The sequence below is a fragment of the Pectobacterium cacticida genome, from assembly GCF_036885195.1.
Lineage (GTDB): Bacteria > Pseudomonadota > Gammaproteobacteria > Enterobacterales > Enterobacteriaceae > Pectobacterium > Pectobacterium cacticida.
In genome coordinates, this window is the sequence record NZ_CP133656.1 from 233,221 (window position 1) to 258,839 (window position 25,619).

General features: G+C 50.5%; 26 protein-coding genes. 10 read left to right on the forward strand and 16 right to left on the reverse strand.

Annotated elements, in window-relative coordinates; translation table 11 throughout:
• Window positions 1-33: 33 nt before the first annotated feature.
• The 3 genes from RFN81_RS01005 to RFN81_RS01015 form a co-directional block, all read right to left on the reverse strand.
• Window positions 34-1,059, reverse strand: coding sequence for an amino acid ABC transporter substrate-binding protein (locus RFN81_RS01005; protein ID WP_264497399.1), 1,026 nt, complete (start codon window positions 1,057-1,059; stop codon window positions 34-36).
• 361 nt (window positions 1,060-1,420) lie between these two features.
• Window positions 1,421-2,086, reverse strand: a complete 666-nt coding sequence (locus tag RFN81_RS01010) for an amino acid ABC transporter permease (protein WP_264497400.1) — start codon at window positions 2,084-2,086, stop codon at window positions 1,421-1,423.
• Window positions 2,087-2,175: 89 nt separating this feature from the next.
• Window positions 2,176-2,943 carry an amino acid ABC transporter substrate-binding protein gene (locus RFN81_RS01015; RefSeq protein WP_264497401.1) on the reverse strand — a complete coding sequence of 256 codons (768 nt, stop codon included), beginning with the start codon at window positions 2,941-2,943 and terminating at the stop codon, window positions 2,176-2,178.
• Between the two features lie 373 nt (window positions 2,944-3,316).
• Between RFN81_RS01015 and RFN81_RS01020 the strand changes: the two genes are divergently transcribed.
• Together RFN81_RS01020 and RFN81_RS18690 are read left to right on the forward strand one after the other, a co-directional pair.
• Window positions 3,317-4,093: an SDR family NAD(P)-dependent oxidoreductase gene (locus RFN81_RS01020; RefSeq protein ID WP_264497402.1), complete on the forward strand. Its 777-nt coding sequence runs from the start codon at window positions 3,317-3,319 to the stop codon at window positions 4,091-4,093.
• A gap of 106 nt (window positions 4,094-4,199) precedes the next feature.
• Entirely contained in the window at window positions 4,200-4,457 is a 258-nt protein-coding gene (locus RFN81_RS18690; RefSeq protein ID WP_378928887.1) for a hypothetical protein, read from the forward strand.
• Between the two features lie 156 nt (window positions 4,458-4,613).
• Here RFN81_RS18690 and fis read toward each other — a convergent pair whose 3' ends face one another.
• The 7 genes from fis to RFN81_RS01060 all read right to left on the reverse strand — a co-directional run bounded on the left by fis (window position 4,614) and on the right by RFN81_RS01060 (window position 11,760).
• Complete coding sequence (gene fis, locus RFN81_RS01030; RefSeq protein WP_005975342.1) at window positions 4,614-4,910, reverse strand: DNA-binding transcriptional regulator Fis; 297 nt, start codon at window positions 4,908-4,910, stop codon at window positions 4,614-4,616.
• A 23-nt stretch (window positions 4,911-4,933) separates the two neighbouring features.
• Window positions 4,934-5,899: a tRNA dihydrouridine synthase DusB gene (gene dusB, locus RFN81_RS01035; RefSeq protein ID WP_264498841.1), complete on the reverse strand. Its 966-nt coding sequence runs from the start codon at window positions 5,897-5,899 to the stop codon at window positions 4,934-4,936.
• A gap of 307 nt (window positions 5,900-6,206) precedes the next feature.
• Window positions 6,207-7,094, reverse strand: a complete 888-nt coding sequence (gene prmA / locus RFN81_RS01040) for a 50S ribosomal protein L11 methyltransferase (protein ID WP_264497403.1) — start codon at window positions 7,092-7,094, stop codon at window positions 6,207-6,209.
• A gap of 17 nt (window positions 7,095-7,111) precedes the next feature.
• Window positions 7,112-8,563: a sodium/pantothenate symporter gene (gene panF, locus RFN81_RS01045; protein WP_264497404.1), complete on the reverse strand. Its 1,452-nt coding sequence runs from the start codon at window positions 8,561-8,563 to the stop codon at window positions 7,112-7,114.
• Window positions 8,553-8,795 (reverse strand): YhdT family protein, encoded by a 243-nt coding sequence (locus tag RFN81_RS01050; protein WP_264497405.1) that lies wholly within the window; start codon window positions 8,793-8,795, stop codon window positions 8,553-8,555. Before RFN81_RS01050 ends, panF begins: the two co-directional genes overlap by 11 nt.
• Window positions 8,796-9,026: 231 nt before the next feature.
• Window positions 9,027-10,376, reverse strand: a complete 1,350-nt coding sequence (locus RFN81_RS01055) for an amidohydrolase family protein (protein WP_264497406.1) — start codon at window positions 10,374-10,376, stop codon at window positions 9,027-9,029.
• Window positions 10,377-10,398: 22 nt separating this feature from the next.
• Window positions 10,399-11,760 (reverse strand): purine-cytosine permease family protein, encoded by a 1,362-nt coding sequence (locus tag RFN81_RS01060; RefSeq protein WP_264497407.1) that lies wholly within the window; start codon window positions 11,758-11,760, stop codon window positions 10,399-10,401.
• Window positions 11,761-11,979: 219 nt separating this feature from the next.
• Here RFN81_RS01060 and RFN81_RS01065 point away from each other — a divergent pair, with 219 nt between their 5' ends.
• Window positions 11,980-12,738, forward strand: a complete 759-nt coding sequence (locus tag RFN81_RS01065) for a TrmB family transcriptional regulator (RefSeq protein WP_264497408.1) — start codon at window positions 11,980-11,982, stop codon at window positions 12,736-12,738.
• An 81-nt stretch (window positions 12,739-12,819) separates the two neighbouring features.
• Here RFN81_RS01065 and accC read toward each other — a convergent pair whose 3' ends face one another.
• The 6 genes from accC to RFN81_RS01095 form a co-directional block, all read right to left on the reverse strand.
• On the reverse strand, window positions 12,820-14,163 hold the full coding sequence (gene accC, locus RFN81_RS01070; RefSeq protein ID WP_264497409.1) for an acetyl-CoA carboxylase biotin carboxylase subunit: 1,344 nt from the start codon (window positions 14,161-14,163) through the stop codon (window positions 12,820-12,822).
• A gap of 11 nt (window positions 14,164-14,174) precedes the next feature.
• Window positions 14,175-14,645, reverse strand: coding sequence for an acetyl-CoA carboxylase biotin carboxyl carrier protein (accB, locus tag RFN81_RS01075; RefSeq protein ID WP_264497410.1), 471 nt, complete (start codon window positions 14,643-14,645; stop codon window positions 14,175-14,177).
• A 24-nt stretch (window positions 14,646-14,669) separates the two neighbouring features.
• The gene (gene aroQ / locus RFN81_RS01080) at window positions 14,670-15,122 is read right to left on the reverse strand and encodes a type II 3-dehydroquinate dehydratase (protein WP_264497411.1); all 453 of its coding nucleotides are present in this window, start codon (window positions 15,120-15,122) and stop codon (window positions 14,670-14,672) included.
• Window positions 15,123-15,360: 238 nt separating this feature from the next.
• Window positions 15,361-15,960, reverse strand: coding sequence for a protein-methionine-sulfoxide reductase heme-binding subunit MsrQ (gene msrQ, locus RFN81_RS01085; RefSeq protein WP_264497412.1), 600 nt, complete (start codon window positions 15,958-15,960; stop codon window positions 15,361-15,363).
• 37 nt (window positions 15,961-15,997) lie between these two features.
• Window positions 15,998-16,999 carry a protein-methionine-sulfoxide reductase catalytic subunit MsrP gene (gene msrP, locus RFN81_RS01090; protein WP_264497413.1) on the reverse strand — a complete coding sequence of 334 codons (1,002 nt, stop codon included), beginning with the start codon at window positions 16,997-16,999 and terminating at the stop codon, window positions 15,998-16,000.
• 381 nt (window positions 17,000-17,380) lie between these two features.
• A complete protein-coding gene (locus RFN81_RS01095) occupies window positions 17,381-18,358 on the reverse strand; it encodes an MDR family oxidoreductase (RefSeq protein WP_264497414.1) in 978 nt (325 codons plus the stop codon).
• A gap of 219 nt (window positions 18,359-18,577) precedes the next feature.
• On the opposite strand from RFN81_RS01095, the gene csrD reads away from it, so the two are divergent.
• The 7 genes from csrD to rng all read left to right on the forward strand — a co-directional run bounded on the left by csrD (window position 18,578) and on the right by rng (window position 25,583).
• On the forward strand, window positions 18,578-20,521 hold the full coding sequence (csrD, locus tag RFN81_RS01100) for an RNase E specificity factor CsrD (RefSeq protein ID WP_264497415.1): 1,944 nt from the start codon (window positions 18,578-18,580) through the stop codon (window positions 20,519-20,521).
• A gap of 165 nt (window positions 20,522-20,686) precedes the next feature.
• A complete protein-coding gene (locus RFN81_RS01105; protein WP_264497416.1) occupies window positions 20,687-20,845 on the forward strand; it encodes a hypothetical protein in 159 nt (52 codons plus the stop codon).
• Entirely contained in the window at window positions 20,838-21,881 is a 1,044-nt protein-coding gene (gene mreB, locus RFN81_RS01110) for a rod shape-determining protein MreB (protein WP_264497417.1), read from the forward strand. The genes RFN81_RS01105 and mreB overlap by 8 nt, the downstream gene beginning before the upstream one ends.
• A gap of 175 nt (window positions 21,882-22,056) precedes the next feature.
• Complete coding sequence (gene mreC, locus RFN81_RS01115; RefSeq protein WP_264497418.1) at window positions 22,057-23,037, forward strand: rod shape-determining protein MreC; 981 nt, start codon at window positions 22,057-22,059, stop codon at window positions 23,035-23,037.
• Window positions 23,034-23,522 carry a rod shape-determining protein MreD gene (gene mreD, locus RFN81_RS01120; protein ID WP_264497419.1) on the forward strand — a complete coding sequence of 163 codons (489 nt, stop codon included), beginning with the start codon at window positions 23,034-23,036 and terminating at the stop codon, window positions 23,520-23,522. Before mreC ends, mreD begins: the two co-directional genes overlap by 4 nt.
• Window positions 23,523-23,530: 8 nt before the next feature.
• Window positions 23,531-24,124, forward strand: coding sequence for a Maf family protein (locus RFN81_RS01125; RefSeq protein WP_264497420.1), 594 nt, complete (start codon window positions 23,531-23,533; stop codon window positions 24,122-24,124).
• Window positions 24,114-25,583 carry a ribonuclease G gene (gene rng / locus RFN81_RS01130; protein WP_264497421.1) on the forward strand — a complete coding sequence of 490 codons (1,470 nt, stop codon included), beginning with the start codon at window positions 24,114-24,116 and terminating at the stop codon, window positions 25,581-25,583. The genes RFN81_RS01125 and rng overlap by 11 nt, the downstream gene beginning before the upstream one ends.
• Window positions 25,584-25,619 lie beyond the last annotated feature (36 nt).

A 25,619-nucleotide genomic window follows, 5' to 3' on the forward strand; every position in this document is an offset into this window, starting at 1 on the left:
GCAGAATAGGCTGCGCCCGGTTTCTTCTGAGGATTAACGTACCGCCGGCGCGTACTGGATCCCACCTTTGTTCCACAATTCGTTCAGGCCGCGCTTAATTTTTAGTTCGCTGCCCATACCGACATTGCGCTCAAAGATCTCGCCGTAATTACCGACCTGTTTGATGATATTGAATGCCCAATCATTTGGTAATTTGAGATCTTTACCATAACTGCCTTCATGACCGAGCAGGTGAGACATATCAGGTGTAGTCGGTTTAGCAGCCAACTGATCGACGTTTTTCGAGGTCACGCCCATCTCTTCGGCATTCAGCATGGCGAAGAGCGTCCAACGCACGATAGAGAACCACTCTTCATCACCACGGCGCACTACCGGCCCCAAAGGCTCTTTAGATATCACCTCTGGCAACACAATGAACTCAGCGGGTTTACTTAGCTTGATGCGCAGCGCATACAGTTGTGACTGGTCTGATGCCAGCGTATCGCAACGGCCAGACTCCAGTGCTTTGGCACTTTCGTCAGAGCGGTCGAATGTAACGGGGGTGTACTGCATTTTATGGGTTTTGAAGTAATCAGCGACGTTAAGTTCAGTATCGGTACCAGCCTGAATACAAACGGTCGCGCCATCCAACTCTTTTGCGCTACTTAAGCCCGCTTTGTTATGCGTCAAGAAGCCGATACCGTCGTAGTAGGTCACGCCGGTAAAGAGCATGCCCATGCCGCCGTCACGAGAGGAAGTCCAAGTGGTGTTGCGCGATAGTACATCCACTTCGCCGGATTGCAGTGCTGTAAAGCGTTCTTTTGCCGTGAGCGGCGTGTATTTGACCTTATTGGCATCGCCGAATACAGCGGCAGCAAGCCCGCGGCACACGTCAACATCAATCCCGGAATATTTACCGCTAGCGTCCGCATAGGAAAAACCTGGTAAACCATCGCTGATACCGCATTGAACAAATCCTTTCTTCTGAATGGCATCAAGTGTCGTACCAGCATGAGCTTGGTTGATAGCGGCAAAAATAGATGCGCCAGCAACCAGAGTAGAAATCACTATTCTTTTCATAATTATCCCAGCGTCCAGAGTTATCTGCTGTTGTTGCAGTACACAGTTGTGTTGCGGTGCACAATGAGCTGCACCATACCTGTCAGTCGGTATGCCGACGTGAACAGAGCAAAGCAAATAAAATGCCAGTTTTCTATTTTATTGATAATGAAGAATAAAGTGGGTTACTGTTGATCTAAGTGGGTAATTCTAATTGGGTATGTTCGCACCGTGACAAATGCAAAGAGGTTGATGCGCCCTATTTTGGTGCGTCAAAATGAAGATCGTGGGGCATCTTCAGGTTTGCCTGTTAAGTTGGGGGAACCCGGGAATGCGATAATGTCATTAGCCCAGCGGACGGCGTGGGCTGATGTGGGAGGCGTTAGTGCGTGATGTGACGCTGATAATACTTTTCGAGTTTCACCTGTAGCTGACTTAGCACGGTGCTAAACATCAGGTAAATCAGCGCAGCCTCGACATACAGAATCAAGGGTTCATAGGTCACGGAAACGATGCGCTGAGCGGATAAGAACATCTCCGGCACGGTGATCACTGCAGCCAGCGACGTGTCCTTGATTAAGGAAATAAACGTATTGGAAAGCGGCGGCAGCGACACAAAAACGGATTGGGGGAAAATGACCCAACGAATCGCCTGTCTGCCGTTCATGCCGAGAGAATAGGCGGCGCTCCATTGGCCTTTCGGGACAGATAAGATTGCCCCACGGACGATCTCCGAACTATAGGCTCCCACACTGACGGTGAAACCAATAAGTGCCGCTGGAAATGCATCCAAGGTAATGCCCGCGCTGGGTAGCCCATAAAAAATCAGGAAAAGCTGAACCAGTAACGGCGTACCACGGATAACCCAAACATAGAAATCACCCAGCCATTTCAGCGGCTTGGGGCCATAAAGGCGAACCAGCGCGATGATAATGCCGAGGGCTAAGCCAAAGATGAAAGACAGAATCGCCAGCGGGACAGTAAATTTAAGTCCCGCAGAAAGCAGACTCCAGAAGGAGTCTGCCATGAGTTGTAGCCAAGGCGGCATGAAAACGAGCTCCGATAACGGTATGCGCTAATCACAGCGTGCGCTGGTGACCATCATAACGATGACAGCGCACTCTGATAACCGTGCGATTATTGAGAAACATCCTCTCCGAAGTATCGCACAGATATCGTTTTATAGGTGCCGTCAGCTTTAATTTCATCCAGAGCTTTATTCAATGCCTCCACCAGTGGAGCCTGATTTTTACGCACCAGAATCGCGGAAGGTTCACCATCTTTTGAGGTTGCCGCAATCTTCACGTTGGCATCCGGTTTTTGCTTTTTGAAGTCCAGGAATGACAGGTTGTCGTTTAACGTAGCGTCGGCACGGCCGCTGAGCACCAACTCCAGAGACTGGTTAAAACCGTCCGTTGGCACAATGTCTGCACCGTAGCGGGTGGCTTGCTTAGAGTAATTGCTGGTTAGGCTCTGAGCCGCTTTTTTACCTTTCAGATCGCTGAAATCTTTGATGGTGGTGTTATCACCACGGACAATGAGCACCGCCTTGGAATCAATATACGGCTTAGAAAAGTCATACTTGGCCTGACGCTCTTTGGTTACGCCAACCTGATTGATGACGGCATCGTAGCGCTTGGCATCAATACCCGCGATTAACCCGTCCCAGCGCCCTTCAATGAATTGGGCTTTCACGCCAAGTTTTTCTGCCACCGCACGGCCAATATCCACATCGAAACCAACCAGTTGGCCTGACTTATCATGATAGGTGTAAGGCGCGTAGGTTCCTTCTGTACCGAACTTGATTACGCCTGCAGACTTGATGGCGCTAAGGTCATCGGCATGAGCGAATACGCTGGTAGCAAGCAAGGCACTGGTCAATAAAGCAAAACGTATTTTTTTCATTATGAAGTCCTGTGAGTGATATGCAGCGATGTGCTTATAACTTATTGTTAATAATGAATCTACGCGACAACACATCTATTTATAAATCACGTTGAGTGATGATTTATAGCAGAAGTGAATAACGTTGTCAGATTAAAGCTTCTTCGTAATAAGCAGCCGTGATATGAATCTATAGCATGATCATAGCGCGAGACTGATTTTCCTCAATCTGCAAAGCGGGATTTAATCGTATTGGCAGCATTCTGCTTCTACATGTATCACGATGATGAGTTGCTCATCCGCTCTCCTTACATAACGTTATTGTGTTTGGCGTAGTGATATAGCATGGGTCAGAATATATTTAGGTTCCTGATTGTTACCTTGGAGAGTAGAGATGGAAAGCTACGGCAGATTAAAAGGTAAAACAGCGTTGGTAACAGGCAGTGCTCGTGGGATTGGAAAAGCGATAGTGGAACGGTTTGCCGCTGAAGGGGCCGCATTAATTGGTATCCATGATGTCGACGATTCTGAGGCTGCGCAAGAAACGGCTAACCAAGTACGCCAGCTTGGCGCGCAGGTCGTCGTCATACCTGCAGATTTTTCGCTCAACCCCAAGCAGAGTAGCCGAGCACTCTGGGCACAATTCAGGCAAGTATTAGACGATACCAATAGCGGTTTGGATATTCTGGTGAACAACGCAGGGATATCACCTTTGGCGACCGTTAGTGAGACGTCTGATGAACTGTATGACAGGGTTATGGCAATTAATGTCACGGCCCCCTTCTTTCTGATTCAAGCGGCAGGGCAAAGGATGCGACCGGGAGGAAGCATTATCAATGTTTCTTCTGCTCGCACCCGCATAGCCGCGTCTAATCGCGCGGTATATGCTGCTTCGAAAGGCGCGATTAATGTGTTGACCCTCTCTCTGGCACCGGAATTCGGCGCCCGAGACATCACTGTTAATGCTATTGCCCCTGGTGTTACAGAGACAGAAATGGTGAAGGATATGCTATCCGACGCTGATATCCGCGAACGGGCAGCACGATACTCCGTGTTTTCCCGCATCGGCCAGCCGGATGATATCGCTGCGATGGCAGTGTTTCTTGCCTCTGCGGAGGGGCGCTGGGTGACAGGACAGGTATTGGATGTTTCGGGAGGATCCTGTCTGTGACAGCTCTGGTGTCGATCAAGAGTAATGCTCGCGTGAATATTATCTCTTCACTGTCTTTCAGACAGACCAACCAAATCGCGGCATAGCCGTTGTACAGAGGCGTAAGATGAACTTCCAGCCAACGATTAGATCATTACCGAGGCCCGCTACGCTGGTCATTGGCGACAGCCCCGCGCTGGCGGATGAGCTTCTGCAACTGGTACTGGAAGGGCATAAAACGGCAACCTGTAATCACGCGTTTAAAAACGAGGAAACGCCACAGTCAGCGATTACAACATCGTTAGCCCTCCTGCGTGATGTTGTGGTCAAACACAAAGGGCGGTTAAGCGAAGATTTTCAAAAAGAGCTGAGTTCATTGAAGTAACCCCCCACGTTAGCAAGGCTGCGAAAGCGGCCTTTTTTGTTTTTGTGCTTTTAGTGTCGTTCAGCACTCCATGTATAAACATCTGTATAAACATTATAAAAAAACGCCTGCCATTTCTGGCAAGCGTCTTTAAAAACAATCGGTTATGAATTTTGATTAGTTCATGCCGTATTTTTTCAATTTCTTACGCAAAGTACCACGGTTGATGCCCATCATCAGGGCCGCGCGGGTTTGATTGCCGCGTGTATATTGCATCACCATGTCCAACAGTGGCTGTTCAACTTCAGCCAGTACCAGCTCATACAGGTCACTTACATCCTGACCGTTCAATTGAGCAAAATAGTTCTTCAGTGCCTGTTTAACCGAGTCGCGCAGGGGTTTTTGGGTTACCTGAGCCTGAGAGTTTACAGTGGAAACGGTCAGTACGTCAGAATTCACGCGTTGTTCGAACATAGTTCTGTCAGCTCTTTTTCTGTTTACGCAAGATTTTCAAAATATGCCTTCAACGCCTCCAGCTGCTCGCTGGCATCCTCTATGGCGTTGAATGTGCGCCTAAACTGGTCGTTTGGGGCATGCTCCTGCAAATACCAGGATACGTGCTTACGAGCGATACGAAATCCCTTGCCTGGACCATAAAAGTCGTGCAATTCCCGTATATGCTCGATCAGCAAGCGCTTGACCTCTGCCAGTGGCATTGGCGCTAGCAACTCCCCGGTGTCCAGATAATGCTGGATTTCCCGAAAGATCCAGGGTCTTCCCTGAGCGGCTCGTCCTATCATCAGGGCGTCAGCCCCGGTGTAGTCAAGAACCGCTCTGGCTTTATGCGGGTCTGTAATGTCGCCATTCGCAATAATAGGAATGGAAACGGCCTGCTTAACTGCCCGAATGCTGTCGTATTCGGCGGAACCATTGAACAAGCACGCACGCGTGCGCCCGTGAATAGTTAACGCTTGAATGCCACAGTCTTCAGCCAATTTGGCAATTTCTACACAGTTGCGGTGCTCTGGTGCCCAACCGGTACGGATCTTTAGTGTCACCGGTACGTCTACCGCTTTCACGACCGCAGAGAGGATTTGTTCGACCAAATCCGGATACTGCAATAACGCAGATCCTGCCATCTTACGGTTAACCTTCTTCGCTGGGCAGCCCATGTTGATGTCAATGATTTGTGCGCCGTAATCGGCATTGATTCTTGCTGCCGCCGCCATCTCATCAGGGTCACAACCGGCAATCTGCACGGCTCTGATACCCGGTTCATCACTATGAACCCTTCGCAAACGCGACTTGTCTGAACGCCAGACTTCCGGATTGGAAGAAAGCATTTCAGACACGGTCATTCCAGCGCCCATCGCATGACAGAGTGCTCTAAATGGGCGATCGCTAATACCAGCCATCGGGGCTGCTATCAAACGATTGGTAAGCTGGAATTGTCCAATGTGCATAGACAAAAATTGACCATACTGTGCCTGCAAGGGCGCGTATATTACGCATTTTTTACGGTATATGAAAGGCCAAACTTTGACCAATTTGCACCTAACTTACCGACAAAAGTGAACCTTATAGGCTGGAAAATCTAATTTATCTAGACATAACAATACATTATGTATTTTTTGTTCAAAAGCATTCTATGCTATGGCAGTAAAAACATCTCAATGAATCTGCTACCAAATGTCTCTGTTCAAGCGATTGGTGGCGAATCGATGTCTACGGGTAGCGCAAAATGCCCCATGAACTGCACTTAATCAATATCTAAATGGATTTTCTTACTCCGGTAATGCGACACCACTCTTCGCGTTCAGCCACTGGATCGAGCGTAAACTTGTCTGCGTACGCTTCTGCGACGCCGTCGGCCTGCGTCGCCAGTACGCCGGATAGGCCGAGGTAACCACTCGCTTTAGGTAAATCACTAATCAGCGGTGCCAGCTCGCGCAGTGGGCCAGCAAGGATGTTGGCGACGACGACATCGGCAGACAGGTCGGCAGGCTGGTCTTTTGGCAGGTAAAGTTCAAGACGCTCGGAAACGCCGTTACGCTGTGCGTTGTCGCGGCTGGCCTGAATCGCCTGCGGGTCGATATCAATCCCGATGGCGCGCGCGGCACCCAGTTTCAAGGCTGCGATGGCCAGAATGCCGGAGCCGCAACCGAAATCGATGATAGTTTTCCCTTCCAGATCCAGCCCGTCGAGCCATTGCAGGCACAGCGCGGTGGTTGGGTGAGTGCCAGTGCCAAACGCCAGACCAGGATCGAGCATCACGTTGACGGCGTTCGGGTCAGGAATTTCACGCCAGCTTGGGCAAATCCACAGACGTTTGCCGAATTGCATCGGGTGGAAGTTATCCATCCATTCGCGTTCCCAGTCTTTGTCTTCCAATTGTTCGATTTTGTGTTTAAAACCGACGCCTAGCAGCGGCTCTTGCTCCAGCATGGCGATAACCGCATCCATGTCGGTTTCGGCATCGTACAGCGCAATCGCGTCGGTATCGCCCCACAGGCGGGTTTCGCCCGGCAGCGGTTCGAACACCGGGGTGTCGTGTGTATCCTGAAACGTAACGGATACCGCACCGCTTTCTATCATGGCGTCACCCAGTTGTTCAGCCACATTTCCTGAGGTGTTTATTTTCAGTTGAATCCACGGCATAGCAGTCTCGATTACATTTAAAGTGAAGATGAAGCGGCAGCCGGCGCGGGTGGGTTATGACCAAAGCGGTTGCCAATCATAAACGCCATCAGGCTGAGTAACAGCGATGGCACAATCGGGTGATATCCGGCCAGTTGAAGATTGAAACTGGCCAGTAAGGTATAGCAAATCGCCCCGCTAAACATGGCGCTAAGCGCACCTGCGGCATTGGCGCGCTCCCAGTACAGGCCCAGCACCAGCGGCCACAGGAACACGGCTTCCAGCCCGCCAAACGCCAACAGGTTTAGCCAGATGATCATATCTGGTGGCCGTAAGGAAGCCAGTAGCACCAACAGCCCCAGCAGCAATGTGGTCATACTGGACAGGGTTTTGATATGACGCTCATTATGGATCCGCTCTGGACGTACACTAAGATAGAGATCTTTAACGATCGTCGCGGAGGCCTGAAGCAAATGCGCATTAATGTTGGACATGATAGCGGCCATTGGCGCAGCGAGAAAGATCCCAGCGGCCAGCGGCGGTAGCACGGTCACCATCAGCGCGGGTAAAACCCGATCGGGAATCGTCAGATTTGGCATCACGGCGCGGCCCAGCGCCCCCGCCAGATGCATGCCGAGCATCAGAATGCCAATGACGATGGTACCGATAATAATTCCGCGGTGTAGCGCTTTGCTATCACGATAAGAGATACAGCGGACGGCGGTGTTCGGCAGGCCGATAACGCCGAAGCAGACCAGCACCCAGAATGAGGCCATAAACGGCATCGACAGTACACCGCCGCTACCTTGTGGAGAGACCAGCATTGGGTCGATCTGTTGTAGCTTATCCACCGCGCTGTGCAAACCGCCAGCGGCATAGATAACGCCGACCAGCAGGATGACGGTGCCGATCAACATCACGATGCCCTGCATCGCATCATTGAGCACGCTGGCGCGGAAGCCGCCAAACGTGGTGTACAGCGCAATAGTCACGCCGAAAATCAGCAGGCCGATGTCGTAAGGGATATTCGCTGCGGTTTCCAGCAGACGCGCGCCACCGATGAACTGCACGGCCATTGCGCCGATAAACGCGACCAGCAGGCTGATACTGGCGAACCACACCAATAGCGGGCTGTTGTAGCGGGCGTACAGCATGTCATTGAGCGTAATGGCGTTGTAGCGCCGCGCCAGAATGGCGAATTTTTTTCCCAGAATGCCCAACGACAGCAGCATGGTGGGAAGCTGGATCATCGACAGCAGTACCCATCCCAGTCCGTATTTATATGCGGCACCCGGCCCGCCGATAAAGGAGCTGGCGCTGACGTAAGTGCCGATCAGCGTCATCGCCAGCACAAAACCGCCCATTGAACGGCCGCCGAGGAAATACTCGTTAAGAAAATTGCCCGCCTGACGGCGACGGTACGCATAGACCGACAGCCCGAAGACCAGCAGCAGATAGCCAATCAGCGGTAATAAAATTTCAATTTGCATCGTCACTCTCCAGTGAGATATCGCGGAAAATGACGCGCACCATCAGCCAGCACAGTAGCGTAAACACCAGCGGCAGTAGCAGGCAGGCCATCTCAAACCAGTGTGGAAGGCCGGTTATCCCTTGTGTGTTGTCTGGCAAATAGGCGGCAAGCCCCCAAGCCACTAAATAAACTAGCGTCAGGCCAAAAGCCCAGCGGGCTTCTTTGTGCGCCTGAGGAAAGCGTGTATCCATGTTCTTCTCCACCGTAAATGGGAGCATAGGTATTGTTATGAGCGTTGTGATAACGAAAGCGGGAATTTTACGGCATGTGGGCCAATTGACTAGTAAGAATTACGCTATGACATTCTCACCTTATAGAGCGAGGATGCCATAGCGTTCGCTATTGGGAGGTGAGGTGGATTCAATCCGTAACATAAGGCGCCCAAACTAGTAGAGCTAGCGAATAACCTTAGTGCTGCGCTGTTATGCCGCCGCTCCCGGTTTACATTGTTCCCGTCGGCGCATCCAGTCTTCCCCTTGTTTCTGTGCTGTCAGCATGATATCCGTTTCGCTCGCTTTGGTAATGACGCCGTGGCGTACCAGAATATCGCCCTGAACCATGACCGTGTCGACATTCTCGCCCTTGGCTGAAAATACCAGATTCCACAGCAGGTTAGTTTCTTCCTGTTCGTTCCAGAAAACGGGCTGAAGGTTTGGCTTGAAGAAATTTACCAGAATCATATCGGCGTGCTTGCCCGTTTCAATCGAGCCAATTTCGTTTTCCATATTCAGTGATTTCGCGCCGTTGATGGTGGCCATGCGCAGCATTTGCTTCGCTCCCATAATCGAGGCGTCGTGTTGCGTCGCTTTTTGTATTAGAGAGGCGAATTTCATTTCTTGAAACAGATCCATGCTGTTGTTGTCAATAACACCATCGGATCCGATCGAGACATTAACCCCTTCGTTTAACATTTTTGGAATGCGAGCGACCCCACAGCCCAATTTAGCGGCCGAAATGGCGCAATGCGCAAGGTTGGTGCCTGTAGCGGCCATCTTCTTGATATCGTCATCGTTTACCCACACACAGTGAGCCAGCAGCGTCTTTTCACCTAGAATTCCCCGCTGCTCCAGCATATCAATGGTCGATCGACCAAAGGTGCGGATGATCGAGAGTTCTTCTTCTTCCTGCTCGCAACCGTGCGTATGAATGCCGATACCGAACTCTTTCTGGGCTTGGAGCGCGGCTTTGTACATGTCTGCGCTACAGTAATACAGGTTTTCCAGACCCATCCATACGCGGATCCGACCGTTTTGGCTCATATGATGCGTGTTAATGAGTTTTTCGTTCGCTTTGGTACTCTCGAAGAAATCGTATGGCTTAATGTCTGCAGCATAAGGCGCCAAATGAACCCGCAGTCCAAGCTCACCGGCGGCTTCGGCGCTACGATGCATAAAACGGTACATATCCAGAATGGTGGTGGTCCCGTTCTTCAAACATTCCAGATAGGTTAGCCTGGCGGCGTGGTAGGCGTCCTCTTCGTTACAGGCCCGGTGTTCGAGATCGTAAATAGGCAACCAGTCGGTCAGACGTAAATCCTCTGCCACACCGCGCATCAGGCTGGAGTGGTTATGCGAATCAATCAGACCCGGTAGTAACGCCATTTGTCCCCGTCCGTCGATGATTTCGTCGGCATCGGTGGGGAGAGGGATCGCCTCCTTACTGCCGACAGCGGCGATGAGGCCATTCTGAACGATCACCGTCCCGTTTCTGATAACCGTGTCCCGGCTATCAACCGTAAAAATGACAACATTGGTAATTACAGTAGTTTTCATCGGTAAAGATCCTGTCTGGTTATTAGGCTTTCTGTCTAACGTAGGCGTTTTGATAATTTTTCATCGGGAAGTAATACAGCACCAGTGCGGCCACGATACCGACAAGCCAGGCCATATCCGCGCCATCTAACATTTTTGCTACCGGGCCGACATAAAAAGTCGAATTGATAAACGGAATTTCAGCGATGATGGCTATCAGGAAGGCAAAAAGAGTAATTTTATTATATTTCCCATAGCGGCCATGAACATCAAAAATATCCTCAATATGATATTCACCTTTACGCAGAACGAAGAAGTCCAGTAGATTAATTGCCGTCCATGGGATCAGAAAATAACTCATGAAATAAATAAAGTTGATAAATAACGTCATAAAATTGCTCTCGCCGCCTAAGAGGCTTAGAACAATATTGATCGCTAGAATTGCACCAAAAATAATAGTTCTTATGCGCGGAGTGACTTTCAGATTGTTGAACGGTTGAATAGATGTCACGACCGACATAAACGCACCGTAAAAATTAAAGACATTGATGGCAAACAAACCATAGGCAATCAGGATATACATAAGCCAACTGTAGCCTTGGAACATCTCTGCCATTTTGCCGCCCGCATTATCGGAGAAACCCGGAAAGATAACGGCAAGCGTCGCGCCAATCGTCATCATCCAAATGCCGGAGGTAGTCAGGCCACCATAGGTAAACCAAAAGACTTTTGCGGACGAGACGCCTGAGGGGAGGTAACGGGAATAGTCGGCAACATAGGGTGCCATGGCCAGCACATAGGTAGCGATAATGCCAACGGCTGAAACGAACAATGTAAGGTCTAATGCCCTGATATCCCAGGCTGATTCCGGTAGAGGCTGACTGAAAGCCATTATTGTAGCGACACCAAGCACGATAAATGCGCTGATCGACAGCCATTTTTGCGTGAAGTGAATCAGTCGGTAGCCATAAATAGCGATAAAGATGGAAATAAAGGTAAAGAGAATAATGACCCAGGTAGAAGAGAGCGGCAGGACATTATTTAGCGTCTGGCTAATCAGCAATGTATTTGCCACGCCGAAACCTAAGTAAACGAACATGACGAAAATCATAGGAATGATTGCACCAAGTACGCCAAATTGTGCACGACTCTGAATCATCTGTGGTATACCCAGGCGTGGCCCTTGGACGGAATGCGACGCGACGAAAATAGTGCCGATCGCATTGCCTAGGAGGATTGCCGCAATGCTCCAAAAGAGGTTTAGCCCTATCATCACCAGTACCGCCCCAGTGACGATGGTCGTCAGGTTCAGGTTCGCGCCGAACCAGACGGCGAACAAATCCTTTGGTTTCCCGTAACGATCTGATTCGGGGATATAGTTAATACTGTGTTGTTCAATAGCCATATTATGACACTCCGGTAACCTTGCCATTTTTATAGATTCTCAGACCTTTTTCTTGGTTATCATTTGATAGCCGTAGTCTGTTACAGACCGCACTGGTGTTTTATTTTTCGCATGCTTTATAGTTACTACCGCGATAGTAACCATAGGAAAGGCGTTCCGCAAGAAACCACAATAAGGTATAATAACTTCATATAGTTCTTCGCTTAATTGGGTGACATCTTGCTAGAGAAATTTGGATTTTCACAATATGAGAGCCAAGTGTATGAAGCAGTGCTTTCCGCGGCGAGCCCTGTTGAAGCATCGGCTGTTGCTAAATTATCCGGAGTACCGAAAGCTAAAGTATATGAAGTGATCTCCCGCTTATTGGATAAAGGTATTTTGCTTGATTCGGTGATTGAGAAGAAAAAAGTTTATAAAGCGGTGTCCGTTGAGCAGGTCATAAAAAAACTGACGTTGAAATTTCAGGCTGATATTGAACAGTTAAAACAGATTAAAAAGAAAAAGATCGCCCCCGATGATAAGGTTTGGAATCTTGCGACGGAGGAATCTATTTACGCCTATAGCTTGGCATTAATTGAGAACGCGCAAAAGACTATCAATATCTCCACGTGGAAAGAGATTTTTCTTGTCTATCAACCGTTGCTGGAAGAAAAAGAACGGCAAGGTGTTCAAGTGGAAGCGCATGTAGTTGGCGAAATGGAATCGACTTTACGTAATCTCAGTAACTTTGTACCACTTGAAAGTCAGACTGGGCTGAAAAAGTTTCAGAATATCGTCGTCGACGGCGCAGAAGTGATATTTGCTATTACCGAAGGGGTGGATTGGCACGCTATTGCTACCCAGTCTACACAGTTGGTCGATGTATTTCGGGATTTCTTCTACCGGGATATTATCCTGACATTCCTGGAGGAGAAATATCGTCATATCCTACATAACGATGACGAGTACGTAAAATTAATCAATAAACTAAGATATTGAATGCGATACCAAAACTAAAGAATGAAAGTACTCATGACAAAGGCCAGCAAATGCTGGCCTTTTGACTTGATTGCGCAACGCTTACTGCAAGCCAAGTTTCTTTTCCAGATAGTGGATGTTGGTGCCACCTTTCTGGAAATTCTCATCGCTCATGATCTTCATCTGAAGTTCGATATTGGTTTTGATGCCATCGATAATCAGTTCAGCCAGCGCGTTCTTCATACGAGAGATGGCGATTTCGCGGGTTTCGCCGTAGGTGATTAGCTTACCGATCATGGAATCGTAATACGGTGGCACGGTATAACCGGCGTAAATATGCGATTCCCAACGGACACCGAAGCCGCCCGGCGCGTGAAAGCGGGTGATTTTACCGGGGCTCGGCAGAAATGAGTTTGGATCTTCCGCATTGATTCGACATTCCACCGCATGGCCGCGAACGACGATATCTTTCTGCTTGATGGACAGTGGTTGGCCGGCGGCGATGCGTAACTGTTCTTTGATCAGATCCACGCCGGTGATCATCTCCGTGACCGGATGTTCCACCTGAATACGCGTGTTCATTTCAATGAAGTAGAACTCACCGTCTTCGTACAGGAATTCGAACGTTCCCGCGCCACGATAGTTGATATCGATACAGGCTTTAGCGCAGCGCTCGCCGATATTACGACGTAGTTTGTCGGTAATACCTGGTGCTGGCGCTTCTTCCACGACCTTTTGATGGCGGCGCTGCATGGAGCAGTCACGCTCGGCCAGATAGATGGCGTTGCCCTGGCCGTCAGCCAGCACCTGTACTTCCACGTGGCGTGGGTTTTCCAGGTATTTTTCCATGTAAACCATGTCGTTATTGAAGGCCGCTTTGGCCTCCGCTCGCGTCATGTTGATGGATTGTTCCAGCTCTTTGTCGCTGCGCACGACGCGCATCCCACGACCGCCGCCGCCGCCGGAGGCTTTGATGATAACCGGGTAGCCTATGCGCTTGGCAAAGGCGCGGTTTTTTTCCATGTCGCCGTCTAATGGCCCATCAGAACCCGGTACGCAAGGTACGCCCGCTTTCTTCATGGCATTGATGGCGGATACCTTGTCGCCCATCAGGCGAATAGTTTCTGCGCGCGGCCCGATAAACGTGAAGCCGGAGCGTTCAACCTGCTCAGCAAAATCCGCGTTTTCGGACAGGAAACCGTAACCAGGGTGGATCGCTACGGCCCCGGTAATTTCCGCCGCGGAAATAATCGCTGGAATATTCAAGTAGCTTTTGGTTGACGGCGCGGGACCGATACACACGGTCTCGTCCGCCAGCAATACGTGTTTTAAATCGCGATCCGCACTGGAGTGAACGGCGACGGTTTTGATGCCCAGTTCTTTGCAGGCACGCAAAATACGTAGCGCAATCTCTCCGCGGTTAGCGATAACGATTTTATCTAGCATGATAAGCCTCGTTATTCGATGACAACCAATGGCTCGTCAAATTCAACCGGTTGGCCGTTTTCAACCAGGACGGCTTTTACCACGCCCGCTTTGTCGGCTTCGATCTGGTTCATCATTTTCATGGCTTCGACGATGCACAGGGTATCGCCCACGTTGACGTGCTGACCCACTTCCACGAACGCTTTGGCATCCGGGCTTGGAGTGCGATAGAAGGTTCCAACCATTGGAGAGCGGACAATGTGGCCACTAATGGCGGCAGTCGACGCAGCGGGCGCGTCCACTGGTGCGGGTGCGACGGCGGTAGCCAGAGCAGGCTGCGGCTGCATCATTGGCGAGGCGTAGGCCTGTTGCATCATTGGGTAATTAACCGCTGCGGGCGCACGACTGATACGTACTGACTCTTCACCTTCAGAGATTTCCAGTTCGGCGATGCCGGACTCTTCAACCAGTTCGATCAGTTTTTTGATTTTACGAATATCCATGGATGTGGTTCCGTACTCTTTTGTTTAATTGGAAGTTGACAGGCGTTTTACCGCTGCCTGTAAAGCATACTGATATCCTTCTGCCCCCAAACCACATATCACTCCCTCAGCAATATCTGAGAGATAGGAATGATGGCGAAAAGGCTCCCGTGCATGCACGTTGGACAGGTGAATTTCGATAAACGGAATCGAGACCGCCAGCAGAGCATCGCGCAACGCTACGCTGGTGTGCGTAAACGCCGCCGGGTTAATCAGAACGAAGTCGGTATTTCCTCTGGCCTGATGAAGGGCATCGATCAGAACATGCTCCGCATTGGATTGCAGATGGGAAAATTTTACATTCAGTGCGCGAGCCTGTATTTCCAGCTCGCTAACAATGTCTGCTAACGTCGTCTTACCGTATTTGTCGGGCTCCCGGGTTCCTAGCAGATTTAGGTTTGGGCCGTTCAAGAGCAAAATGTGAAATTTTTCTGCCATTGTGCTGCTATCTTCCGCGATTGACTAGGTGCCGCACAAAATAGCGCGAAGCGATTCGTTTGTCACCTTTCGGGTGAAAATTGTCCGACCCAAAAATTTAAGCCGTGCATTATAACCATATCGCAGCAATTCGCAGTCAAATACTGGTGTTATCTGTGGAGATATTCCCGCCAGCAGCGGGAGGCGAAGTGACTCGACGTGTCGCCTGTAAGCGATTCTCCTCATGCTAGCGCGGCGATTAGCGCCGCCATTGACGAAATTTTTTATAACGAAACAGCAACAATATTAGCGCAGCCAACGCATACAAAATGGGCTGTGGAGACAGTATTTTAACCGACCAAAGATAGTGGATAGGCGCAAGAATGGCGACTAAGTAGACGAAATTATGCAATTTTTGCCATTGAGCGCCCAGCTTGCGCATCATTATCTGCGGCGAGGTTATCGCTAGCGTCAGTAAAATCAGCCAGCTTACGATACCCAACGTCAAATAGGGCCGGAATAACAGTTCCTTACCTAGCAGCGTTAAGTGGCTCAGGCCCAACTCCAGCAGCGCATAGCTTACCAGGTGTAACGTTGCCCAGAAAAAACACCACAGGCCGAGGAGGCGACGACAGCGAATAAGCAGCGGCTGTTTACCGTAACGTGCGAGTGGCGAGACTAACAGCGTTGCCAGCAGTAATTTCAGTGCCATTCTGCCGGTAAAGTGCTGAATATCTTTGGCCGGGTCGGCGCTGAACCATCCTTGATCGACCGATAATATCAGCCACAGTAACGGCAAAAAGCCAGCCAAATGGAGTAACAATTTTAACCGATTAATATGTTGTAGTGTCAGTCTCATGCTGATGTCGATTCCTATCCTGACAAAGTGTAATGGGCTAGAAGTTATCGCGCAGATTCAAACCGCGATACAGCGAGGCGACCTGTTCGGCATAGCCGTTAAACAACAATGTCGGTTGACGCTCAACGTTAAGTAAACCGCCTGAACCGATGACACGCTCTGTCGCCTGCGACCAACGAGGGTGATCCACATGAGGGTTAACATTGGCATAGAAGCCATACTCATCCGGCGCTGCCAGATTCCAGGTGCAGGGCGGGCGTTCACGAGTGAACCGAATATGTACGATGGATTTGATGCTTTTGAAGCCATATTTCCATGGTGTGACTAACCGAATAGGCGCGCCATTCTGCGGTGGTAACGTCTTGCCGTAAACGCCGACGGCCAGTAGCGCTAAGGGGTGCATTGCCTCATCCAGTCGCAGCCCTTCAACATAGGGATAATCCAGCCCACCGCCCGTGAAGCGATCTTTTTGCCCTGGCATTTGCTCTGGATCGTAAAGCGTCTGAAATGCCACGTAGCGTGCGTTGCTGGTGGGTTCAGCAAATTTAATCAGTTTGGACAGCTCAAACCCGACCCACGGGATCACCATCGACCACGCTTCGACGCAGCGGAAACGATAGATCCGCTCTTCCAATGGAAAACGTTTGAGCAAATCGTCAATATCCAGCGTGAGCGGTTTGGCGACATCGCCGTCTATCTTAATGGTCCAGCCTGCGGTTTTTAACCCGCCAGCATTGGCCGCCGGATCCGCTTTATCCAGCCCAAACTCATAGAAATTGTTATAGCCGGTAACCTTATCTTCCGGCGTGAGCGGCAAATCAAGCTTCCAGTCGGCAGGTTGGCTAAACGTGAGCGGTTTACCCGGTGGTGCTTTAGGTTTATCGGCGCCTTTAAACCAGGCCAGCAGATCGGCCTGTGCAGAAAACGGCAGTGAGAGCGCGGCAGCGGAAATCCCCAGCGCTTTTAGAACGCGACGACGCTGGTAAAAGAGAGATTCCGGCGTAACGTCGGCTCCCGTAAGCTTGCGATGTTTATGCATGTGAACTCCCAACAGTCATTTTTATTGTTAATGTAACCTGACGTTATAAATACTTATCGGTCGTTTAGTTATAGATGAAGTGCGGTAGAAACCGCGATGGGAGAGATGAAATACTTTTTTGCAAGGTGTAACAGCGCTCAAGATTATTGATAATGTGGTGAGGGATAGGTGAGGGATAGATCGTAAAGATGCTGTAAATACATCCATGTACGCTAGAGCCGCGCAGATATGAATCTCATCCCTGAGATTCACCCTTTCAGGGCCGTCGCAAGCGACGTTCAAAGGCGTTCCTGACAACGTTGTCCCCTGTCGCGGACGCTTTGCTCTTCTATTCCATTATCACCGTTTTCGTTCCGCAAATTGATACGTCAACGAAAGGTGTTAGCTGATTTTCACCAGCGTGCGGCCAGTAACTTTATTTTCCAGCAGCGCAGCGGCAGTGGCAGGGACGTCTTCCAGCCCTATTTCCTGCGTGACGTGCTGGTAAAACGACTCTGGCAGAATGGTAGCCAGACGCTCCCATGCCTGCTGGCGGCGAGCCAGCGGTGCCATAACGGAATCTACACCTTGCAAGCGGACATTACGTAAGATAAACGGCATCACGGTGGTTGGTAGCGCAATCCCACCCGCCAGACCGCAGGCGGCCACCGTCGCGTTGTAGTTCATCTGCGCCAGCAGCGTCGCCAGGACATTATCGCCGACGGTATCAATCGCGCCAGCCCAGCGTTGTTTCTCCAGTGGGCGAGGGGCCTCGCTAAATTCGCTGCGTTGCAATACGTGTTTAGCGCCCAATTTTTTCAAATAATCGGCATTGTCAGACCGACCGCTGACGGCCGTAACCTGATAACCTAGCGCGGCAAGCAGGGCGATCGCCGTGCTCCCAACGCCGCCGCTGGCGCCAGTCACAATAATATCGCCGCTTTCCGGCGTAATGCCTCCTTCCTCCAGCGCCATGACACACAGCATAGCGGTGAAGCCAGCGGTACCAATGATCATGGCTTTACGTGCATCCAACAAGGCGGGGAGTGGAACCAGCCAATCGCTTTTTACACGAGCCTGTTGCGCCAATCCCCCCCAGTGATTTTCCCCCACGCCCCAACCGGTCAGGATCACGGACTGGCCGACGGTAAAGCGCTCGCTATCGCTATGGTTCACGGTGCCAGCAAAGTCGATCCCAGGAACCATCGGGAAGTGACGAATAATTTTTCCCTTGCCGGTAATGGCAAGCGCATCCTTATAATTAATGCTGGACCAACTGATATCGACGGTCACATCTCCGGCGGGAAGTTGCTCCGCGTTAATTTCACGGATCTGGGCATGCGTTTGTCCATCTGACTGTTCTAGAACTAAAGCCTGCATGGGCATCTCCTGTCGTAGAATGATAGAAATAGGGCGTATTTAGTGACTATAGTTATTACAGGTTACTCTGTAGTTTTTACAGCAACGCTGTGTTCGTGACAGTATTATTGCTGATGACAATTCGGTTGGTTGTTGAAGGTACTATGTTGCTAGCTTATGCAAACTGATAGAAAACAACAAAATCGCAGAAATAATAATGATTTGGAATAGGATGCAAGGATGGGATTGACGACCAGATTCTCGACACTCATCGTATTGCTGACATTGTGTTCCCTTTTCCTGATGTTGTTCAGTAGCATGATTAGCCTCCGCTACTATAGCCAGTTACGGGTTGAGCAAATGTTGCGCGAGGTCACGACCAGCGTCGATCAAGCGCTGTTAGTTCAGTCGCCCGAAAATATCCAGTATTGGCTTCCGGGGATGATGAAAACGGCAGGTATTGTCACCCTGGCAATTCAAGATAACGATTCGATCCTCTATTCGATGTATTTGCCTGAAGCCGATAAGAGCCGCATGCACCTCTATCACGAGGTGGAATTTCCATTGATGCAGCATCTCAACACAACGATTACTTTAAAGTATGTCGATCCGTTGACGGGGTTACCGCGTTTCACTATCTCAATGCTTTCAATACTGCCAGCGGCGGGGTTGCTGTTGGTGATGTTGTATTTTTCTACCCGCTGGCTACGCCGTCAGTTCGCCGGACAGGCGGCGTTAGAAAAGCGTGCTCAGCGCATTCTTAGAGGCGAACGAGAATCGGTGATGCGCGGTTCGGTTCATGAATGGCCGGTCAATGTCAGTGGAGCGCTCGATCAATTGCTGTCTGATCTCGTGGACGCGCGGGAAGAACGTGGGCGAGTCGATACCTTGATTCGCGCTTTTGCTGCGCAGGATGCTGAGACGGGGCTAAGTAATCGCCTGTTTTTTGATAATCAACTTACTACGCAGTTAGAATTAGAAGAAGGAGAAGAGGTTAGGACGCACGGCGTCGTGATGATGATCCGGGTGCCTGATTTTGAAACCTTACAGGAAATACACGGCGATAGTTGCGCACTTCAGGAATATCGCTTTACGTTGGTCAATCTCTTATCGACGTTTGTCATGCGTTATCCTTCCGCGCTGCTGGCGCGTTATTTTAGCAGCGATTTTACCGTCTTACTTCCCCACCGTACGTTAAAGGAAGCCGATGCGATAGCCTCGCAGTTGGTGAAGGCGCTCGATATTCTTCCTACATGCCCATTAATCGATCGGGAATCGGTCCTTCATATTGGTATCTGCGCTTATCACAGCGGGCAAAGTGCCGAACAAATAATGGAAAGTGTGGAAGATGCGACGCGCAACGCGGTGCTGAGGGGCGAAAATAACTGGTGCGTATTTGACAGACAGGTTCCTGACAAAAGCCGTGGCAGCGTGAAATGGCGGACATTGCTGGAACAGACGTTAGCGCGTGGTGGTCCGCGGTTATACCAAAAGCCCGCGGTTACCAAAGCGAATGTGGTACATCATCGTGAAATCATGAGTCGGATTTACGACGGTGAACAGGAATTGCTCGCCGCGGAATATATGCCACTGGTTCAACAACTGGGGTTGGCGACCAATTATGATAGGCAGCTTGTCACGCGAATAATAGATCTGTCGGCGAGCTGGCCTGGAGAAACACTGGCGCTCCCCCTCAGCGTGGACTCGCTTTTGCAGAAATCGTTTCTGCGTTGGCTAAAAGGTGCTTTACTGCAATGTCCGAAAATGCGGCGGCAGTGCATTTTATTTGAACTTGCAGAGGCTGATATTTGTCAATATATCGGTCGCCTACGTCCGGTTCTCAATGACATCCTGGGATTTGGCTGTCGTCTGGCGGTTACACAAGCTGGGTTGACGCTGGTCAGTACCGCGTATATCAAGTCACTTCCCGTGGAGATTATTAAGCTCCACCCCGGTTTAGTGCGTAGCCTTGACCGTCGCCCGGAAAATCAGCTTTTTGTACAAAGTCTGACTGAAGCCTGTAAAGGGACGTCAACGCGGGTATTTGCCGCCGGCGTACGAACCAAAGAAGAGTGGCGCACGTTGTTGGACAAGGGAGTATATGGTGGGCAAGGCGATTTTTTTGCTCCATCAGTCCCTGTTACGGATGCGCTGAAAAAATATTCACCGCGGCGTCGTGTTTAATATAAACGTGCCGGGTAAATTGACGTAGAATGAGGCGGTTGTTAAATCGGTTAGTGTGTGCTTACGATAGCGGCGATCCGATTAAATGTTAGATTTTATGTCTTGTGTTCGCGCGATGCTGTTGGATGGCCAGCGGTAAGATGCCTTGCCGCTTAGGAAAAAGACATGCCGTGTTTTCTTCCTGACGCCGACGTGCGCAACGCAGGCCTATTTTTCACCGAAGCAGAGCTTATTCGTGCCTTGTCGCTGTTTCGCGTGGTTGGTAAAGTAGGCGGATTTATTTTTCGCCCCCAGCTTGCAGGATTATCCTTTAGTTATGTTTAAGAAATTTCGTGGCATGTTTTCTAACGACTTGTCCATCGACCTGGGTACAGCCAATACCCTGATTTATGTAAAAGGGCAGGGCATCATATTGAATGAACCTTCTGTGGTGGCGATTCGTCAGGATCGTGCCGGTTCCCCAAAAAGTGTGGCGGCAGTAGGCCACGATGCAAAACAGATGCTGGGCAGAACACCGGGAAATATTGTGGCGATTCGCCCGATGAAAGACGGCGTTATTGCCGACTTCCAGGTCACGGAAAAAATGTTGCAGCACTTTATCAAACAAGTGCATAGCGACAGCTTTATGCGTCCGAGTCCCCGTGTGCTGGTGTGTGTTCCGGTCGGGGCGACACAGGTTGAGCGTCGTGCGATTCGTGAATCTGCACTGGGTGCGGGCGCCCGTGAAGTATTCCTGATTGAAGAGCCGATGGCGGCTGCGATCGGTGCTGGCATGCCGGTATCCGAAGCCACAGGTTCCATGGTAGTGGATATTGGTGGTGGCACCACGGAAGTCGCGGTGATCTCGTTGAACGGTGTGGTGTATTCCTCTTCTGTCCGTATTGGCGGTGACCGCTTTGATGAAGCGATCATCAACTACGTGCGTCGTAACTACGGTTCACTGATCGGTGAAGCGACGGCAGAACGTATTAAGCATGAAATTGGTTCCGCATATCCCGGCGATGAAGTGCTGGAGATTGAAGTCCGGGGTCGTAATCTGGCTGAAGGTGTGCCGCGTGGTTTTACGTTGAACTCCAACGAAATTCTGGAGGCGCTGCAAGAACCGTTAACCGGTATCGTCAGCGCGGTCATGGCGGCGCTGGAACAGTGTCCGCCAGAGCTGGCTTCCGATATTTCCGAACGTGGTATGGTGTTAACCGGTGGCGGTGCGTTGTTGCGTAACCTGGATCGGCTGCTAATGGAAGAAACGGGCATTCCGGTCGTGGTAGCAGAAGATCCACTGACTTGCGTCGCCCGTGGCGGCGGCAAAGCGCTGGAAATGATCGACATGCACGGTGGCGATTTATTCAGCGAGGAATAATCCTGCCTGGAAAAGAGGGGGGACCGGATGGATGAACGCCTGCGTTTTTCATCTCTCGTGGTTACCCCTTTTTTTATTTACCTGAGTAATAATACCACCCTATGTCTCGCCGCTTTGTGACGTTAAAGATCGCCGGGCGCGATTTAAAGTTGCTGTCGAGGAAAACGCAAATTTTATGAAGCCGCTTTTTAGCAGAGGGCCTTCCCTGCAATTACGACTTTTTCTTGCTGTCATTACCGCGATTGTCGTGATCGTTGCAGACAGTCGGCTCGGTTCGTTCGTCAAAATCAGAACCTTCATGGATACTGCCGTCAGCCCATTTTATTTTCTGGCAAATGGGCCTCGTCAGGTGCTGGACAATGTGTCTGCCTCGCTCGCCACTCGTGAACAATTAGGTCTTGAGAATACTGCGTTACGCCAAGAGCTGTTAATGAAGAACAGCGATCTACTGCTATTGGGTCAGCTCAAACAAGAAAATGCGCGCTTGCGTGAGCTACTGGGTTCACCGCTGCGTCAGGATGAGCAGAAAATGGTGACGCAGGTGTTGTCATCCGGTACAAATCCCTATAGCGATCAGGTGGTGATTGATAAAGGTCGAGCGAATGGCGTATACGAAGGGCAGCCCGTTATCAGTGATAAGGGCGTGGTCGGTCAGGTCATCGCCGTGGGCCAGTTTACCAGCCGGGTTTTGCTTATCTGTGATGTTTCCCATGCGTTGCCGATTCAGGTGCTGCGTAATGATATCCGTGTCATTGCCGCTGGAAATGGCTGTGCCGACGACCTGCAACTAGAACACCTGCCTAATAATACCGATATCCGCGTGGGAGATGTGCTGGTGACGTCTGGTCTGGGCGGTCGTTTTCCTGAAGGGTATCCGGTGGCGGTTGTTTCATCGGTTAAAGAGGATACGCAGCGGGCTTATACGATCATTCAGGCGCGTCCGACGGCGGGGCTACAGCGTTTACGCTATCTTCTATTACTGTGGGGAGTGGAAAATAACGCGAATGTCTCGCTGCCGCCCGCTGAAGTGCATCGGGTGGCGAATGAGCGCCTGATGCAGATGATGCCGCAGGTGTTGCCGTCTGAGGAGATGGGGCCGCCGTTGCCACCTGGCACTGCTACGTCCGGTGCCGAGTCGCAGGAGGGCCGCCAATGAACCATTATCGCCGTCATGGCAACTGGATTATTTGGCTTTCTTTCCTGATCGCCATGGTTCTGCAAATTATGCCGTGGCCAGATGCAATCTATATGTTTCGCCCCTCCTGGCTGACATTATTTCTTATCTATTGGGTGATGGCATTGCCGCATCGGGTGAACGTCGGCACTGGGTTGGTATTAGGTCTGATAATGGATCTGATTCTTGGGTCTACACTGGGAGTACGGGCACTGGCGCTGAGCATTATTGCTTATCTGGTGGCTTTTAAATTTCAGCTATTCCGCAATATGGCGCTGTGGCAGCAAGCGTTAATCGTCATATTGTTGTCTCTGCTAATGGATCTCACCGTATTCTGGGCCGAGTTTCTGGTGATTAATGTCACTTTTCGTCCGGAAACGCTCTGGAATAGCGTCATTGATGGCGTTCTGTGGCCGTGGGTGTTTCTGCTGATGCGTAAAATTCGGCGTCAGTTTGCTGTGCAATAAGGTGATTTATGACTCAGCTTTATTTGGCCTCCGCCTCACCTCGCCGCCGTGAATTACTCACGCTGCTCGATATGCCTTTTGCTGTACTGAACGTCGCGGTGGAAGAGCAGCGGTTACCGGAGGAAGCGGCTGAAGTCTACGTTCGGCGGTTGGCACATGAAAAAGCGGCTGCCGGGGTTGTTGTCGCACCACGTGATTTGCCTGTCTTAGGCGCGGACACTATTGTGGTGTTAAATGGCCAGATATTGGAAAAACCGCTGGATAATGCCCACGCAGCGGAAATGCTACGCCAACTATCTGGACAACAGCATCAGGTTATGACTGCCGTCGCGTTGGCAGATAAAGATGAAACACTAAGCTGTCTGGTGATCACCGATGTCCTCTTCCGCTCGCTTTCCCAACAGGATATCGAACGCTATATTGCCAGTGGCGAACCGATGGATAAAGCCGGCGCTTACGGTATTCAGGGCAAGGGCGGATGTTTTGTCCGTTCGCTTAACGGCAGCTATTATGCGGTCGTTGGGTTGCCGCTGGTAGAAACTCATGAGCTATTCAGTAATTTTGCTGCATTGCGAAGTGCAAGAGGAAAACATGACTGCTGAGTTACTGGTAAACGTTACACCATCGGAAACGCGCGTTGCCTACATTGACGGTGGCATTTTGCAAGAGATTCATATTGAGCGAGAGGCTAAGCGCGGTATTGTCGGCAACATTTACAAGGGGCGGGTGAGCCGCGTCCTGCCTGGCATGCAGGCAGCGTTTGTGGATATCGGCCTGGATAAGGCTGCGTTCCTGCATGCATCCGATATTATGCCGCACACGGAATGTGTCGCTGGCGATGAACAGAAAAATTTTCACGTCCGAGATATCGCTGAACTGGTACGCCAGGGGCAGGATCTTATGGTGCAAGTTGTCAAAGATCCACTGGGAACCAAAGGCGCCAGGCTGACCACCGATATCACGCTGCCATCGCGCTATCTGGTTTTTATGCCGGGTTCGTCGCACGTTGGCGTTTCACAGCGTATTGAGAGCGAAGCTGAACGGGAACGTTTAAAGAAAACGGTCGCCGGGTATTGCGACGACGACGGCGGTTTTATTATTCGTACCGCGGCGGAGGGTATCGGTGAAGAAGAGCTTTCACAGGATGCCGCGTTCCTGAAACGGTTGTGGAGCAAGGTGATGGAGCGCAAAAAGCGTAACCAGACCAAATGTAAGCTCTATGGCGAAGTTGCCCTTGCTCAGCGCATTTTGCGTGATTTTGCCGGGGCGGCGCTGGATCGTATTCGGATTGACTCCCGTCTGACGTATGAAGCCCTGTTGGAGTTTACTGCCGAGTATATCCCAGAGATGACCAGTAAACTTGAACACTATGCCGGTAAACAGCCCATCTTTGACCTGTTTGATGTGGAAAATGAAATCCAGCGCGCACTTGATAGGAAAGTGGAATTGAAATCCGGTGGCTATTTGATCATCGATCAGACTGAAGCCATGACAACCATCGATATCAACACGGGCGCCTTTGTTGGGCATCGTAATTTGGATGAAACCATTTTCAATACCAATACAGAAGCCACGCAGGCAATAGCGCGGCAACTGCGTTTGCGTAACCTCGGCGGTATTATCATTATCGACTTTATCGATATGAATAATGACGATCACCGTCGGCGGGTGCTGCATTCATTGGAACAGGCCCTCAGTAAAGATCGCGTCAAAACCAATATTAATGGTTTCTCTCAGCTAGGCTTGGTAGAAATGACGCGCAAACGCACGCGTGAGAGTATCGAACATGTGCTCTGTCATGAATGTCCAACGTGTCATGGTCGCGGCACCGTGAAGACGGTCGAAAGCGTCTGCTATGAAATCATGCGCGAAATTGTGCGTGTGCATCATGCGTATGACGCCGATCGTTTCCTTGTCTATGCCTCTCCGGCGGTTGGCGAAGCATTGAAGAGCGATGAATCGCATGCGTTGGCCGAGGTCGAAATCTTCGTCGGGAAGCAGGTTAACGTACAAATCGAACCCCTGTATAGCCAGGAGCAGTTTGACGTCGTCATGATGTAAATTTGGTCGCTCGTCGTCGGTGACGAAAGAAGGAGA

Excerpts from the sequence above, each read along its gene's own strand:
- RFN81_RS01005 (WP_264497399.1), bottom strand. The coding sequence starts at position 1,059 with ATGAAAAGAATAGTGATTTCTACTCTGGTTGCTGGCGCATCTATTTTT.
- RFN81_RS01010 (WP_264497400.1), bottom strand. The coding sequence starts at position 2,086 with ATGCCGCCTTGGCTACAACTCATGGCAGACTCCTTCTGGAGTCTGCTT.
- RFN81_RS01015 (WP_264497401.1), bottom strand. The coding sequence starts at position 2,943 with ATGAAAAAAATACGTTTTGCTTTATTGACCAGTGCCTTGCTTGCTACC.
- RFN81_RS01020 (WP_264497402.1), top strand. The coding sequence starts at position 3,317 with ATGGAAAGCTACGGCAGATTAAAAGGTAAAACAGCGTTGGTAACAGGC.
- RFN81_RS18690 (WP_378928887.1), top strand. The coding sequence starts at position 4,200 with ATGAACTTCCAGCCAACGATTAGATCATTACCGAGGCCCGCTACGCTG.
- fis (WP_005975342.1), bottom strand. The coding sequence starts at position 4,910 with ATGTTCGAACAACGCGTGAATTCTGACGTACTGACCGTTTCCACTGTA.
- dusB (WP_264498841.1), bottom strand. The coding sequence starts at position 5,899 with ATGCACATTGGACAATTCCAGCTTACCAATCGTTTGATAGCAGCCCCG.
- prmA (WP_264497403.1), bottom strand. The coding sequence starts at position 7,094 with ATGCCGTGGATTCAACTGAAAATAAACACCTCAGGAAATGTGGCTGAA.
- panF (WP_264497404.1), bottom strand. The coding sequence starts at position 8,563 with ATGCAAATTGAAATTTTATTACCGCTGATTGGCTATCTGCTGCTGGTC.
- RFN81_RS01050 (WP_264497405.1), bottom strand. The coding sequence starts at position 8,795 with ATGGATACACGCTTTCCTCAGGCGCACAAAGAAGCCCGCTGGGCTTTT.
- RFN81_RS01055 (WP_264497406.1), bottom strand. The coding sequence starts at position 10,376 with ATGAAAACTACTGTAATTACCAATGTTGTCATTTTTACGGTTGATAGC.
- RFN81_RS01060 (WP_264497407.1), bottom strand. The coding sequence starts at position 11,760 with ATGGCTATTGAACAACACAGTATTAACTATATCCCCGAATCAGATCGT.
- accC (WP_264497409.1), bottom strand. The coding sequence starts at position 14,163 with ATGCTAGATAAAATCGTTATCGCTAACCGCGGAGAGATTGCGCTACGT.
- accB (WP_264497410.1), bottom strand. The coding sequence starts at position 14,645 with ATGGATATTCGTAAAATCAAAAAACTGATCGAACTGGTTGAAGAGTCC.
- aroQ (WP_264497411.1), bottom strand. The coding sequence starts at position 15,122 with ATGGCAGAAAAATTTCACATTTTGCTCTTGAACGGCCCAAACCTAAAT.
- msrQ (WP_264497412.1), bottom strand. The coding sequence starts at position 15,960 with ATGAGACTGACACTACAACATATTAATCGGTTAAAATTGTTACTCCAT.
- msrP (WP_264497413.1), bottom strand. The coding sequence starts at position 16,999 with ATGCATAAACATCGCAAGCTTACGGGAGCCGACGTTACGCCGGAATCT.
- RFN81_RS01095 (WP_264497414.1), bottom strand. The coding sequence starts at position 18,358 with ATGCAGGCTTTAGTTCTAGAACAGTCAGATGGACAAACGCATGCCCAG.
- csrD (WP_264497415.1), top strand. The coding sequence starts at position 18,578 with ATGGGATTGACGACCAGATTCTCGACACTCATCGTATTGCTGACATTG.
- RFN81_RS01105 (WP_264497416.1), top strand. The coding sequence starts at position 20,687 with ATGCCGTGTTTTCTTCCTGACGCCGACGTGCGCAACGCAGGCCTATTT.
- mreB (WP_264497417.1), top strand. The coding sequence starts at position 20,838 with ATGTTTAAGAAATTTCGTGGCATGTTTTCTAACGACTTGTCCATCGAC.
- mreC (WP_264497418.1), top strand. The coding sequence starts at position 22,057 with ATGAAGCCGCTTTTTAGCAGAGGGCCTTCCCTGCAATTACGACTTTTT.
- mreD (WP_264497419.1), top strand. The coding sequence starts at position 23,034 with ATGAACCATTATCGCCGTCATGGCAACTGGATTATTTGGCTTTCTTTC.
- RFN81_RS01125 (WP_264497420.1), top strand. The coding sequence starts at position 23,531 with ATGACTCAGCTTTATTTGGCCTCCGCCTCACCTCGCCGCCGTGAATTA.
- rng (WP_264497421.1), top strand. The coding sequence starts at position 24,114 with ATGACTGCTGAGTTACTGGTAAACGTTACACCATCGGAAACGCGCGTT.